Below are 12,364 nucleotides of genomic sequence, written 5' to 3'. Positions count from 1 at the left end.
GCCGGCCGGCTGTGCGGCAACCACTAGGTTGCCGAAGAGAAACGGTAGCCCGAGCCACGCACGGTCTGCACCATGTTTTCCAGGCCGAACGGTTCCAGCGTCTTGCGCAGGCGGCGGATATGCACGTCGATGGTGCGCTCTTCCACGTACACGCTGCCGCCCCAGACATGATCCAGCAGCTGGGTGCGCGTGTACACGCGCTCGGGATGTGTCATGAAAAAGTGCAGCAGGCGGTATTCGGTCGGGCCGATCGGCACCGGCGCGTCGCCGGCAAACACCCGGTGCGCGGCGCCGTCGATGCGCAGGCGGCCCACCGACACGCTGCCGTCCTCGTCGTCCTCGCGGGTGCGGCGCATCACCGCACGGATGCGCGCCAGCAACTCGCGCGCCGAGAATGGCTTGACCACGTAATCGTCGACCCCGGCTTCCAGGCCACCGACGCGGTCGTTCTCTTCGCCGCGCGCGGTCAGCATGATGATCGGAATCTCGCGGGTCAGCTGTTCCTTGCGCCAGCGCCGCGCCAGATCCAGCCCGCTGGTGCCCGGCAGCATCCAGTCCAGCAGGATCAGGTCCGGCACACGGTCGGCAATGGCGGTCTGCGCCTCGCGGGCATCGCCGGCATGGATGGGTTCGAACTCGCCTTTGCGCAGCGCGAACGCCACCATGTCGCGAATCGCGGGTTCGTCATCGACGATCAGAATGCGTTTTTGCACGCGGGGCTTACCGTCTGGCTTTGGTGATCGCCAGTAGACTACGGTTTTGTGACTCTAATGTGACATGCGCGGTGACCAGGCCCTCGGCAATAGCGGCCTGCACCGGTGGCGGGCGCAGTGCGGGACGCCCGGCGCACGCCGGGATGACCGTTGTGCCAACCGTCACAAGCACTAGCGGGTCGACAGATCCGGGTCGCGAATCCCTTGCCGGCGCAGTTCCAGCACGCTCGGGGTGATCGCCGCGATGCGCGCATCCACCCGAGCCCGTGTCACATAGTCGAGATCTTTCTTCTTCAGCGCTTCCAGCTGGATCAGCGCCTGTTCCGGGCGTCCGTTCAGATACGCAGATTCGGCATAGGCCTCGCTGGCGCGCAGATGGTCGCCGGACAGCTCGCAGGCGCGTGCGTAGGTCTGTTGCAACAAGGCATCCTCGCTACTGCGATGCAGCAGCGGCTCCAGCACCTGACGCGCGCGCTGGCCGGACTCCTTGCTGGCCTGCTCGTTGAGCGCGCCGGCGTAGGTCAGCGCCACCGCGCGGTTGTTCGGCAGTTGCTTGAGCAGTGCGTCGAAGCGGGCATTGGCCACCTCGCGCTGGCCCACCCGCGCCTGCGCTTCGCTCAGGCCCAGCGTCAGCCATAAATTATCCGGATGCGCCTCCAGCAGGCTGGTCAGTTCGGCCACCGGTTCGCTCGGCCGGCCGCCGCTATTGCGCAGGCGCGCCAGCGCCAGGCCGTAGCGCTGGGCATCGGTCAGGCCGTGCTTGTTGCTGCGACGCAGGGTCTCGTATTCGCGGATCGCCGCATCCGGCGTGGTCGCACTGAGCACGCGCAGGCGCTCCTTGGCCCAGTCGAAGTTCTGCTGGTCGTCGCCGCGGCTCAGTGCATCCACCGGCAGCCGCAGCGCATACGGAAGGATCGCGTTGCCGTTGCGGCTCAGCGGTTCAGACAGCGACGGGTCGGCCGGGTCCACCCGTTCCTGGCGCGTTCCGCCCGGTACCGAGGTGGTCAGCACCACGGTGTTCTTCTTCATCTGTTCGGCGCGCGCCTTGGCCTCGCTGATGCGCGTGACCGTGACCGGGTGGGTCTGCAGGAAGTCGGGCGCGCTGTAGCCGCCCTCGTTGGCGCGCATTGCCACCGACATGCGTTCGAAGAAGCCGGCCATTGCATCCACGTCGTAGCCGCTGCGCACTAGCGTGCGGATACCCAGCCGGTCGGCCTCCGATTCGTTGGAGCGGGTGTAGTCGATCTGGCGTTGCTGCATCAGGCCCATCGCGCTGGTGATGCCGGCCATGGTGGCATCGCCCTTGGAATTGCCGCCGGCCTGTTGCGCGGCGACCACCGCTGCCAGCATGCCCAGCAGGATCGGGATCTGGTCGCGCTGGGCCCGCTCCACCCCACGCAGCACGTGCTGCTGGGTGACGTGGGCGATTTCGTGCGACAGCACCGCGGCCACTTCGTCCTCGCGCTCGGCGGTCAACACCAGCCCCGCATTGACCGCGATATAGCCGCCCAGCGTGGCGAAGGCGTTGATCTGGCGGTCGCGCAGCATGAAGAACGTAAACGGCTGCTGCGGCTGGTCGCTGTTGGCGCCAAGCCGGGTCCCCATGGTCTGCAGCCAGTCGGTGATCAGCGGGTCGTCCAGCACGTAGTCGTAGTTGCGCAACTCGGCCAGCATCATCTTGCCGTACTCGGCCTGGCGCGCCGGGGTCAGCAGCTCGCCGGCGGACGAGCCGATGTCGGGCAGGCGGTTTTCCTGCGCGGGTGCCACGCCCATGGCAACGGCCAGCGTGAGGGCAGTGGCGAGCGGTAGCAGGCGCAAGTGGAACTCCCAGGTAATGCGCGGAGCATGCGGGCAGCACGGCGCGATGGCGTGAATCATCGGTTAATCCACAGTGTTGCGGTGACGACATGGAAATTCCAGTCGCCCGGTACCATTGTCAGACCTCAGACCAACCGCGGAGTTTCCCGTGAGCCAAGACCCCAATGTGCAGGATGCGGCCGCCGGCCCGCAGATCACCCTGTATTCCTCTGCGATCTGCCCGTACTGCGTGGCGGCCAAGAACTTCCTCAAGAGCAAGGGCCGGACCTGGACCGAGGTGCGCATCGACCTGGACCCGGCCGAGCGCAACAAGATGGTCGCGCTGGCCAAGCGCACCAGCGTGCCGCAGATCTTCGTCGGCGACGTCCATGTGGGCGGCTACGACGACATGATGGCCATGCACCGGGCCGGCAAGCTCGAACCGTTGCTGGCCGGCACTGCAGGCGGCCAGGCATGAGTGAGCATGACGGCAGCAGCGACGACCGTCTGCGCGAGTTCACCGAATTTCGCCAGCGCATGAACCAGCGCATCCTGGCCGAGCCCAACCAGGTGGTGCGCCGGTTCTTTGCGCTGGACACCCAGACCTACCAGGCCGGCGCGCTGGACGTGAAGACCAAGGAGCTGCTCGGTCTGGTCGCCTCGATGGTGCTGCGCTGCGACGACTGCATCAGCTACCACGTCGCCCAGTGCAAGGAAGCCGGCGTGACCCGCGAAGAGTTCTTCGAGACCTTCTCGGTCGGCCTGGTGGTTGGCGGCTCCATCGTCATCCCGCATCTGCGTCGCGCGGTGGATTTCCTCGACCAGCTCGAGGGCGGCGCCCAGGCACCGGCGCAGCACGCGCACGATTGATGTGTCGAGCGGGAGTCGGGAGTGGTGATTCGGGATTCGTAAAAGCGGGCGCGCGCTTGCTGCCCTAGTCGGCGGCACTGACTTTGTGCGCTCTGGTTGTCCGGTGCCGGCCGTAGGCTGGGGCGGTGCGTCCAGAGCGCCTCCACACGCTGAGTCCTGGTGCGCCTGGAGGCTGCGGGCGCGCACTGCGGTTGTCTGATGCCACTGACTGCACCGGGTTTCTGCAGCAGTCATCCGGGCCGCTCTTAGACCAAGGTCGGTTTGGGCGCCTTCACCGGCATCGGGCATAATTGCCTGTGAAACCTCCTTGCGCCGCTCTGCCGGGTATTGCGGCTGGCGCTCCCCCCTTCAAGTTCGGAAACCCAACGTTATGACGCAGACAATCACGGTCATCCGCGGCGACGGTATTGGCCCGGAGATCATGGATGCCACGCTGTTCGTGCTCGACGCGCTGCAGGCTGGCCTGACCTACGAGTACGCCGACGCTGGCCTGGTCGCGCTGGAAAAGCACGGCGATCTGCTGCCCGAGTCCACCCTGGCCTCGATCACCAAGAACAAGGTGGCCCTGAAGAGCCCGCTGACCACGCCGGTCGGCGAAGGCTTCAGCTCGATCAACGTGGCCATGCGTCGCAAGTTCGACCTGTATGCCAACGTGCGTCCGGCCAAGTCGTTCCCCAACACCAAGTCGCGTTTCGCCGATGGCGTGGACCTGATCACGGTGCGCGAGAATACCGAAGGCGCCTACCTGAGCGAAGGCCAGACCGTGTCCGAGGATGGCGAGACCGCGTTCTCCGGCGCCCGCGTCACCCGCAAGGGCTCCGAGCGCATCGTGCGCTACGCCTTCGACCTGGCGCGCGCCACCGGCCGCAAGAAGGTCACCGCGGTGCACAAGGCCAACATCATCAAGTCGACCTCGGGCCTGTTCCTGAAGGTGGCACGCGACGTGGCCGCGCAGTACCCGGAAATCGAGTTCCAGGAAATGATCGTCGACAACACCTGCATGCAGCTGGTGATGCGTCCGGAGCAGTTCGACATCATCGTGACCACCAACCTGTTTGGCGACATCATCTCCGACCTGTGTGCCGGCCTGGTCGGCGGCCTGGGCCTGGCCCCGGGCGCCAACATCGGTGTGGACGCGGCGATCTTCGAAGCCGTGCACGGCTCGGCGCCGGACATCGCAGGGCAGGGCAAGGCCAACCCGTGCGCACTGCTGCTGGGTGCCGCGCAGATGCTGGACCACATCGGTCAGCCGCAGAACGCCGAGCGCCTGCGCGAAGCGATCGTGGCCACCCTGGAAGCCAAGGATGCGCTGACCCCCGACCTGGGCGGCACCGGCAACACCATGGGCTTCGCCAAGGCCATCGCCAGCCGCCTCTGAGCGCGCCGGTAGGTCGCACAAGAGAAAGGGCGCCGACGGCGCCCTTTCTTTTTGCTGGAAGCGGGTTGCTTGAAGCCAGTGTCACGCCATCAGGCGAAGGGGTCGCTGTTGCGATTCCCCAGTCCCGATTCCCGATTTTCCACTCAGTTACGCGACTGCAGCTTCGACAGCAAGCGCAGGAACTCGATGTACAGCCACACCAGCGTGACCATCAGGCCGAACGCGCCATACCACTCCATGTGCTTGGGCGCGCCGTGTTCGACGCCGCTTTCGATGAAGTCGAAGTCCAGCACCAGGTTCAGCGCGGCCACCACGACCACGAACAGGCTGAAGCCGATCCCGATCAGGCCAGAGTCGTGGATGAAGGGAATGCGCACGCCGAAAAAGCCCAGCACGATGGTCGCCAGATACACCAGCGCAATGCCGCCGGTGGCCGCCACCACGCCCAGCTTGAAGTTCTCGGTGGCCTTGATCATGCCGCTGCGGTAGGCGAACAGCAGCGCGAACATCGTGCCGAAGGTCAGCAACACCGCCTGGAACACGATGCCGTTGAAACGCGCCTCGTACACCGCCGAGATCGAACCCAGGAAGAAGCCTTCCACCAGCGCATACAGCGGCGCGGTGACCGGGGCCCAGGTCGGCTTGAAGCTGGTCGCCAGTGCGAATACCAGTCCGCCGATCGCGCCGGCGATCATGTACAGGCGTGCTGCCGGTAGCGGCATGCCATCGGCGCCGATCGATTGCGACCAGGCGAAGGCGGCAGTGAGTACCGCCATCAGCAATAGCAGGCCGGTCTTGTTGACGGTACCGTTGAGGGTCATCGCCTGACCGTCGCGCGTGACCACCGCGCCGGAGCCCAGGTCGAGGAAGGTGGATTCCCGAAGGGCGGGATTGCCGCTACGCATGCGTATTCTCCATGAATGTAGGTGCCTGCCGACTTGGCGAGCAATGGGTGTGAGGATACCGGATCGTCCAATTTACACAGAGTGATTGACAGCAAGGCCAATCATTCCCAAAATAGCCGACCTTTCCAGCCTTCGGGATTGAAAGGTCCCGCCGGGGTATAGCGCAGTCTGGTAGCGCGCCTGCTTTGGGAGCAGGATGTCGGGGGTTCGAATCCCTCTACCCCGACCATTCCGAGCTCTTGACGGCGTGGGAATGCGAAGTTCGGTCCGGGCGCCCGTAGCTCAACCGGATAGAGCACCGGCCTTCTAAGCCGGCGGTTACAGGTTCGAGTCCTGTCGGGCGCGCCATCGGCGGTGCGGTAGGAAGTAGGTTTCAGTGGTGGCTGTAGCTCAGCTGGTTAGAGTACTGGATTGTGATTCCAGATGTCGGGGGTTCGAGTCCCCTCAGCCACCCCACTGATTGCAGGAAAAGTTGGACCCGATGCATCGCGGGTGTTGCAACGAGGCAAAAACGCGCATACAATGTGCGACCAGTTTCAGGGCCGTTAGCTCAGTTGGTAGAGCAGTTGACTCTTAATCAATAGGTCCAAGGTTCGAATCCTTGACGGCCCACCAAACAAAAGCACTTAGGCAGCAGCCTAGGTGCTTTTCTTTTTGTGCTGAGGAAAGCGATGGTGCAGGGATTGGCTGCAGCGTTGTCGTCGTCCCGGTCGGTGGCCGCGCAACCGCAGTGGCCCTCCCGGCCCGGCGCGATGGATTGCCTGCGTCAGGTGCGCAATCGCCACCGATGGCCGTCCCCGCCCGGATGAACGCAGGCGAATGAGGACTGATGTGTCTGAAGTAATGCGGCATTCCATCCTGGGCCAGATCGGCGTCTTCGCGATCGTCGGTCCCCCGCTGGGTGGGCTGCTGGGCCTGGCGCGGTGGAGCCGGCTCGATCTGCAGACCGTGTTGCCGATCGTCGCCTGGTCGTATGCGCTGGTGCTGCCGGTGATTGCCTGTGCTGCCGCGGGATGGCTATGCGCGCGCACCTGCGCCTGGCTGTACCGCGCGCGCCGGCCCAACCCCGTGTTCCACATCGGCATCGGTGCTTCGAGCGGTCTGCTCTCGGCCGGCGTGATGGTGCTGCTGCTGGCGATCATCGGTGGCTGGTCGTGGCTGTCCGATCGCGCGGTGATGCTGACGCTGCTGCAGTGCGGGCTGGCGGCAGGCAGTGCCTGCGCCGCGATCGTCTGGCTGATGTGGTCGCGCCTGACAGTGTCTCCCCGGGCCGGGGGATAGGCCGCCAGCGCTCCCCAGGATGCGCAGGAAGACGTTCCCTGTTGCGTCGGACGGCGCTTTCGATACGCCTGCTGGTGATGCGCTGCGATGCGCAAGGCAGCTGCGGGCAACGGCAGCCGTGGTCGCCTTACGGCAATGCAGCGGGCGCGGGCGGCTGGCTTTGCTGCATGCGCGGAAATGCCAGCGTAAAACACGCGCCCTGGCCGGGCGCCGAGGTCACTTCGACAAAGCCGCCCGCCTGGCAGACCGCGCTGTACACCTGTGCCAGCCCCAGGCCCGCGCCTTTGTCGGCATCCTTGGTGGTGAAATACGCTTCGAACAGATGCGCCTGCACGTGTGCATCCATGCCATGCCCGTTGTCGGCCACGGCAATGGTGACGTAGTGCCCGGCCGGCCTGGCCAGGTTGGCCTGTTCCTCGGCGACCACGGTGTCGCCGGTCTCCACGCGGATGACGTCGCCCCGTCGGCAGGCATCGCGGGAGTTGATCACCAGGTTCAAGATGGCGCGTTCCACCGTGTGGCGATCGACCATGGCGCAGCATCCGCCTTCGGCGGTGCGCAGCTGCAGGTGCAGGTCTGCGCCGATCACCTGTTCAAGCAATGGGCCGAGCTGTTCGGTCAGGGCGGCCAGATCCACCGATTCCGGGCTATACGGGTACTGCCGGGAAAAGCCGACCAGACGCTGGGCCATGACCGAGCCATGTTGAAGCGCCGCATCGGCCACGCCCAACAGCTTGGCGTCGTGCGCGTCGATCCTGGCGCGCTGTACCACCAGGTCGATGGCCGAGGTGGCGGCCTGCAGGACGTTGTTCAAATCGTGCACGACGCCGGCGAGCAGCTGTCCCACCGCTTCGCCTTTTTGCGCCTGCTCGGAAATCTTTTCGGCAGCGCCTTGCGCGGCGCGCGCGATGTCCAGATCGCCTTCGATGCGCTCTTGCAGGTCGCGCAGGCTGTGCAGCTCGGTCGACAGCGAATGTTCGCGCGCGCGTGCCAGCCGCAGCGCGCCGTTGGAGAACGCGCGCTCTGCCGCCAGGGTCGAATCCAGCGTGCGGAAGGCGATCTCCAGCGCTCGGCGGTCGGAGATGTTCTTGCTCACGGCCAGGATCGCTTCGACCTTGCCAAGCGCATCGAACAGCGGGCTGGTGACGACCTGCCAGATCTGGCGCACGCCGGCGAAGTTCACGCTGGCAGCTTCGAACTCCTGGATCGAACCGGCGCGGGAGCCGGCGATCGCCGCGTCCACCAGCTCGGCCGCCTCCGGTGGCCACAGCTCGCGCCATGGCCGCGCGATCAGCTGATCCTGGTGGCTGGCACCCAATTCGGTCAGGCCATTGACGTTGATCGCGGTAATCCGCCCGTCGAGGTCGATCTCCTTGATGCAATCGCGGGACAGCGCCACGATTTGCCGATACCGATCTCTCATCGCGATGACTGCCTCTCAGGTGTTAACGGAATTTTAGCTAATCTCAGCTTTACCCAACGCTAGCGGAGCGAACCAGGGCGCGCGCAGGTGATGCCTCGCATGATGAATGCGTTTACCGTCGGCGCGCCGGGTGGGGCATCGGCTGGGGTCAGTTTGCCCGCACCGGCAGGCGGCATCCATTCGCGGCCAATGGGCGGCATCATTACGCCCGCGATGCTTTTTCTTTGCCGGCATCCCTGCAACAATGGCCGGGCAACTGCAGCATCGCGAAAGTGGCGGAATTGGTAGACGCACCAGATTTAGGTTCTGACGCCGCAAGGCGTGGGGGTTCGAGTCCCCCCTTTCGCACCATGCAGTGCGGCCGTGCGTCGTCCGGCCGCTTTCAGCCATAGGCCTGGCGCCTCTGCCTTGCGCGTTGCGGTGACGCGTATTCCGCTGGCAGCGGCCGCCATTATCGGCGAAACTACAAGGCTCGGCGGCTTTCTCGCCATCCGTCAACCCGCATCTTCCATCTCGTGCCGACGCTTGTGCAGTCGGTGGCAGGAGTCAACATGCAAGCATCGATCGAATCCACCGGCAATCTGGAACGCCGCCTGACCTTCACCCTGCCGCAGGAGCGCCTGGAGACGCATGTCGGTGGCCGCCTGCGCGAACTCGCGCGCACCACGCGCATCAAGGGTTTCCGCCCGGGCAAGGTGCCCACCAAGGTCATCGAGCAGCGCTTCGGTCAGCAGGTGCGTGCCGAGGCGATGGAAGGCCTGCTGCGTGAGACCTTCGACTCGGCAGTCCGCGAGCATTCGCTGCGCCTGGCCGGCAATCCGCGCATCGACCAGGGCGAGAGCGATTTCGACTTCGTCGCCACCTTCGAAGTGGTGCCGGAATTCGGCGACATCGACGTGGCCAAGCTGTCGGTGGTGCGTCATACCGCCGAGGTGACCGATGCCGACATCGACCAGATGATCGAGAACCTGCGCCTGCAGCGCCGCACCTGGAACCCGGTCGAGCGCGGCGCGCAGGTCGGTGATCTGGTGGCGCTGGAGACCTGGTCGCAGGCCGGCGACGAGCGTCTGCCCGCCGAAGGCGTGGAGACCGGCAGCAGCGTGCTGGGCTCGGGCGTGATGTTCGACCAGATCGAAAAGGGCCTGGAAGGTCTGGCCAAGGGCGAAGACAAGACCCTGACCATCGACTTCCCGGCCGAGTGGCGCGTGCCCCAGCTGGCCGGCAAGACCGTGCAGGTGCACGTCAAGGCGGTCGAGGTCTCCGAGCCGGTGCTGCCGGTGGTGGACAAGGAGTTCATCAAGAGCTTCGGCGTGAAGAGTGGCGATGCCGAGCAGTTCCGCGCCGATATCCGCACCAACCTGGAGCGCGAGCTCAAGGGCGCGCTGATGAACCGCCTGCGTCGCGAAGTGGGCGAGCAGCTGATCGCCGCCTATGCGCACGTGGAGATGCCGCCGCGTCTGGTCGAGAACGAAGCCCGTTCGATGCTGGCACAGCAGGTCGAGCAGGTCCGCCGCAGCGGCCGCGACCCGGGCGAGATCCCCGCCGATGCCCATCAGGGGTTCATGGATGCGGCGGCCAAGCGCGTGCTGGTCGGTCTGCTGGTGGGCGAGGTGGCCCGTCGCAACGAGCTGCGCCTGGAATCCAAGCGCGTCAGCGAAACGCTGCGTCTGATCGCCTCGACCTACGAAGAGCCGGAACAGGTCATTGAGATGTACCGCAACGACCCCCAACTGATGAGTGGACTGCAGAGCCGTGTCATGGAAGAGCAGGTGATCGACTGGATCGCCGAGCGCGCCCAGCACACCGAGCAGTCGCTGTCGTTCCAGGACGCCATTCGGGTCTAAGGTAAGCGACCGCGTGACACCAACCCGCATCCCGATGGCTGGGATGCGGATGTCAAACCCGGGCATCGGCGCACGCCGCTGCCACTACAGGAAGACTGATGAGCATTGTGACCAAAGCCCTGAACCTGGTGCCGATGGTGGTCGAACAGACCAGCCGCGGCGAGCGTGCGTATGACATCTACTCGCGTCTGCTGAAGGAGCGTCTGATCTTCCTGGTCGGTCCGATCGACGACCACATGGCCAACGTGATCGTGGCCCAGTTGCTGTTCCTGGAAGCCGACAACCCGGAAAAGGACATCAGCATCTACATCAACTCGCCAGGCGGCGTGGTCACTGCCGGCATGGCGATCTACGACACCATGCAATACATCAAGCCGGACGTGAGCACCATCTGCGTCGGCCAGGCCGCCTCGATGGGCGCGCTGCTGCTGGCATCGGGTGCGGCCGGCAAGCGCTATGCGCTGCCGAATTCGCGCGTGATGATCCACCAGCCGCTGGGTGGCTTCCAGGGCCAGGCCACCGATATCGACATCCACGCGCGCGAGATCCTGACCTTGCGTTCGCGCCTGAACGAGATCCTGGCCAAGCACACCGGCCAGTCCCTGGAGACCATTGCGCGCGACACCGAGCGCGACAACTTCAAGAGTGCGGTCGATGCGCAGGCCTATGGCTTGGTCGACCAGGTGCTGGAACGCCGTCCGGAAGAGTCGATCCAGCCGTCTTGATCGCCAGATTGCTGAAATTGCAGGAAAAACCGGCAGGGTCGGGCTGGGCGGATGTCCTCCCGACCCTGTGCTATTCTCGAAATCGAACCCCCGTGCATCGGGTGGGGTAACTGGGTAACAGAAGCATGAGCGAAGACCGCCAAGGTCGTTCCGGCGACAGCAACAAGATTCTCTACTGCTCGTTCTGCGGTAAGAGTCAGCATGAGGTCCGCAAGCTGATTGCCGGTCCCAGCGTATTCATCTGCGATGAGTGCGTGGAGCTGTGCAACGACATCATCCGCGAGGAACTCGAAGAGAAGGCGCAGTCGGCACGTTCCAGCCTGCCCAAGCCGCGCGAGATCCTCGAGGTGCTGGATCAGTACGTGATCGGGCAGTTGCGCGCCAAGCGCACGCTCGCCGTGGCGGTGTACAACCACTACAAGCGTATCGAGAGCCGCAGCCGCAACGATGACGTCGAGCTGGCGAAATCCAACATCCTGCTGGTCGGCCCGACCGGTTCGGGCAAGACGCTGCTGGCCGAAACGCTGGCGCGGCTGCTCAATGTGCCGTTCACGATCGCCGATGCCACCACGCTGACCGAAGCCGGTTATGTCGGCGAGGACGTGGAAAACATCATCCAGAAGCTGCTGCAGAAGTGCGATTACGATGTCGAAAAGGCCCAGCAGGGCATTGTCTACATCGACGAAATCGACAAGATCTCGCGCAAGAGCGAAAACCCGTCGATCACCCGCGACGTGTCCGGCGAAGGCGTGCAGCAGGCGCTGTTGAAGCTGATCGAAGGCACGGTGGCCTCGGTACCGCCGCAGGGCGGCCGCAAGCATCCGCAGCAGGAATTCCTGCAGGTCGACACCAAGAACATCCTGTTCATCTGCGGCGGTGCATTCGCCGGACTGGACAAGGTGATTCAGCAGCGCTCCAACGATGCCGGCGGTATTGGCTTCGGTGCCAAGGTCAAGAGCAGCGAGCGCAAGCAGGAAGTCGGCAAGATCCTGGCCGAGGTCGAGCCGGAAGATCTGATCAAGTTCGGCCTGATTCCCGAGTTCGTCGGTCGCCTGCCGGTGGTCGCCACGCTCGAGGAACTGGACGAGCCGGCGCTGATCAAGATCTTGACCGAGCCGAAGAACGCCATCACCAAGCAGTTCAAGAAGTTGTTCGACATGGAAGGCGTGGAACTGGAGTTCCGCCCGGACGCCCTGTCTGCGATCGCCAAGAAGGCGCTCAAGCGCAAGACCGGCGCGCGTGGTCTGCGCACCATCGTCGAATCGGTGCTGCTGGACACGATGTACGAGCTTCCCTCGCAGGAAAATGTCAGCAAGGTGGTGGTGGACGAGTCGGTGATCGAACACAAATCCGAGCCGTACCTGATCTACCAGGCGCAGCCGGCTCCGGCCAAGGCAGCGTCCGGCGATTGAGTCCCTGAGGCCGCTT

At 64.8% G+C, this 12,364-nt stretch carries 11 protein-coding genes and 5 tRNA genes; 12 read left to right on the top strand and 4 right to left on the bottom strand.

From position 1 onward, the window contains the following. Positions 1 to 23: 23 nt before the first annotated feature. Both phoB and EO139_RS15950 read right to left on the bottom strand, forming a co-directional pair. On the bottom strand, positions 24 to 713 hold the full coding sequence (gene phoB, locus EO139_RS15955) for a phosphate regulon transcriptional regulator PhoB (RefSeq protein WP_104582300.1): 690 nt from the start codon (positions 711 to 713) through the stop codon (positions 24 to 26). Positions 714 to 884: 171 nt separating this feature from the next. Next, a complete protein-coding gene (locus EO139_RS15950; RefSeq protein ID WP_180496891.1) occupies positions 885 to 2,591 on the bottom strand; it encodes a M48 family metalloprotease in 1,707 nt (568 codons plus the stop codon). Between the two features lie 88 nt (positions 2,592 to 2,679). On the opposite strand from EO139_RS15950, the gene grxC reads away from it, so the two are divergent. The 3 genes from grxC to EO139_RS15935 all read left to right on the top strand — a co-directional run bounded on the left by grxC (position 2,680) and on the right by EO139_RS15935 (position 4,758). Beyond that, positions 2,680 to 2,988 carry a glutaredoxin 3 gene (grxC, locus tag EO139_RS15945; RefSeq protein ID WP_104582301.1) on the top strand — a complete coding sequence of 103 codons (309 nt, stop codon included), beginning with the start codon at positions 2,680 to 2,682 and terminating at the stop codon, positions 2,986 to 2,988. Further along, entirely contained in the window at positions 2,985 to 3,380 is a 396-nt protein-coding gene (locus tag EO139_RS15940) for a carboxymuconolactone decarboxylase family protein (RefSeq protein WP_104582302.1), read from the top strand. Before grxC ends, EO139_RS15940 begins: the two co-directional genes overlap by 4 nt. Before the next feature lie 370 nt (positions 3,381 to 3,750). Beyond that, a complete protein-coding gene (locus EO139_RS15935; RefSeq protein WP_104532882.1) occupies positions 3,751 to 4,758 on the top strand; it encodes an isocitrate dehydrogenase in 1,008 nt (335 codons plus the stop codon). A gap of 143 nt (positions 4,759 to 4,901) precedes the next feature. Here the strand turns inward: EO139_RS15935 and EO139_RS15930 are convergent, their stop codons facing one another. Beyond that, on the bottom strand, positions 4,902 to 5,663 hold the full coding sequence (locus tag EO139_RS15930; RefSeq protein ID WP_104582303.1) for a Bax inhibitor-1/YccA family protein: 762 nt from the start codon (positions 5,661 to 5,663) through the stop codon (positions 4,902 to 4,904). A gap of 152 nt (positions 5,664 to 5,815) precedes the next feature. On the opposite strand from EO139_RS15930, the gene EO139_RS15925 reads away from it, so the two are divergent. From EO139_RS15925 to EO139_RS15905, 5 genes are all read left to right on the top strand, one after another. After that, positions 5,816 to 5,892, top strand: a tRNA-Pro gene (locus tag EO139_RS15925). A gap of 42 nt (positions 5,893 to 5,934) precedes the next feature. Further along, positions 5,935 to 6,011 (top strand) — tRNA-Arg (locus EO139_RS15920). Positions 6,012 to 6,042: 31 nt separating this feature from the next. Further along, positions 6,043 to 6,119 (top strand) — tRNA-His (locus EO139_RS15915). 83 nt (positions 6,120 to 6,202) lie between these two features. Then, positions 6,203 to 6,278: transfer RNA gene (locus EO139_RS15910), tRNA-Lys, on the top strand. A gap of 228 nt (positions 6,279 to 6,506) precedes the next feature. After that, a complete protein-coding gene (locus EO139_RS15905) occupies positions 6,507 to 6,944 on the top strand; it encodes a hypothetical protein (RefSeq protein WP_126971430.1) in 438 nt (145 codons plus the stop codon). A gap of 127 nt (positions 6,945 to 7,071) precedes the next feature. Here the strand turns inward: EO139_RS15905 and EO139_RS15900 are convergent, their stop codons facing one another. Then, on the bottom strand, positions 7,072 to 8,367 hold the full coding sequence (locus EO139_RS15900) for a PAS domain-containing sensor histidine kinase (RefSeq protein ID WP_126971428.1): 1,296 nt from the start codon (positions 8,365 to 8,367) through the stop codon (positions 7,072 to 7,074). Between the two features lie 266 nt (positions 8,368 to 8,633). Here EO139_RS15900 and EO139_RS15895 point away from each other — a divergent pair. The 4 genes from EO139_RS15895 (at position 8,634) to clpX (ending at position 12,348) form a co-directional block, all read left to right on the top strand. Further along, positions 8,634 to 8,718, top strand: a tRNA-Leu gene (locus EO139_RS15895). Positions 8,719 to 8,918: 200 nt separating this feature from the next. Beyond that, a complete protein-coding gene (tig, locus tag EO139_RS15890) occupies positions 8,919 to 10,211 on the top strand; it encodes a trigger factor (RefSeq protein ID WP_126971426.1) in 1,293 nt (430 codons plus the stop codon). Between the two features lie 98 nt (positions 10,212 to 10,309). Continuing rightward, positions 10,310 to 10,936, top strand: coding sequence for an ATP-dependent Clp endopeptidase proteolytic subunit ClpP (clpP, locus tag EO139_RS15885; protein WP_002806026.1), 627 nt, complete (start codon positions 10,310 to 10,312; stop codon positions 10,934 to 10,936). Positions 10,937 to 11,061: 125 nt separating this feature from the next. After that, the gene (clpX, locus tag EO139_RS15880; RefSeq protein WP_104582306.1) at positions 11,062 to 12,348 is read left to right on the top strand and encodes an ATP-dependent Clp protease ATP-binding subunit ClpX; all 1,287 of its coding nucleotides are present in this window, start codon (positions 11,062 to 11,064) and stop codon (positions 12,346 to 12,348) included. Positions 12,349 to 12,364 lie beyond the last annotated feature (16 nt).

It is taken from the genome of Xanthomonas sp. BRIP62411 (genome assembly GCF_003993525.1).
GTDB lineage: Bacteria > Pseudomonadota > Gammaproteobacteria > Xanthomonadales > Xanthomonadaceae > Xanthomonas > Xanthomonas euroxanthea.
Note: the sequence above shows the minus strand (reverse complement) of the source record. Positions and strands in the feature narration are given on the sequence as shown.

Bases quoted from the DNA above. Each gene is read 5' to 3' on its own strand.
- EO139_RS15950 (WP_180496891.1), bottom strand. From the start codon at position 2,591: ATGATTCACGCCATCGCGCCGTGCTGCCCGCATGCTCCGCGCATTACC.
- EO139_RS15940 (WP_104582302.1), top strand. From the start codon at position 2,985: ATGAGTGAGCATGACGGCAGCAGCGACGACCGTCTGCGCGAGTTCACC.
- EO139_RS15935 (WP_104532882.1), top strand. From the start codon at position 3,751: ATGACGCAGACAATCACGGTCATCCGCGGCGACGGTATTGGCCCGGAG.
- EO139_RS15930 (WP_104582303.1), bottom strand. From the start codon at position 5,663: ATGCGTAGCGGCAATCCCGCCCTTCGGGAATCCACCTTCCTCGACCTG.
- EO139_RS15905 (WP_126971430.1), top strand. From the start codon at position 6,507: ATGCGGCATTCCATCCTGGGCCAGATCGGCGTCTTCGCGATCGTCGGT.
- EO139_RS15900 (WP_126971428.1), bottom strand. From the start codon at position 8,367: ATGAGAGATCGGTATCGGCAAATCGTGGCGCTGTCCCGCGATTGCATC.
- tig (WP_126971426.1), top strand. From the start codon at position 8,919: ATGCAAGCATCGATCGAATCCACCGGCAATCTGGAACGCCGCCTGACC.
- clpP (WP_002806026.1), top strand. From the start codon at position 10,310: ATGAGCATTGTGACCAAAGCCCTGAACCTGGTGCCGATGGTGGTCGAA.
- clpX (WP_104582306.1), top strand. From the start codon at position 11,062: ATGAGCGAAGACCGCCAAGGTCGTTCCGGCGACAGCAACAAGATTCTC.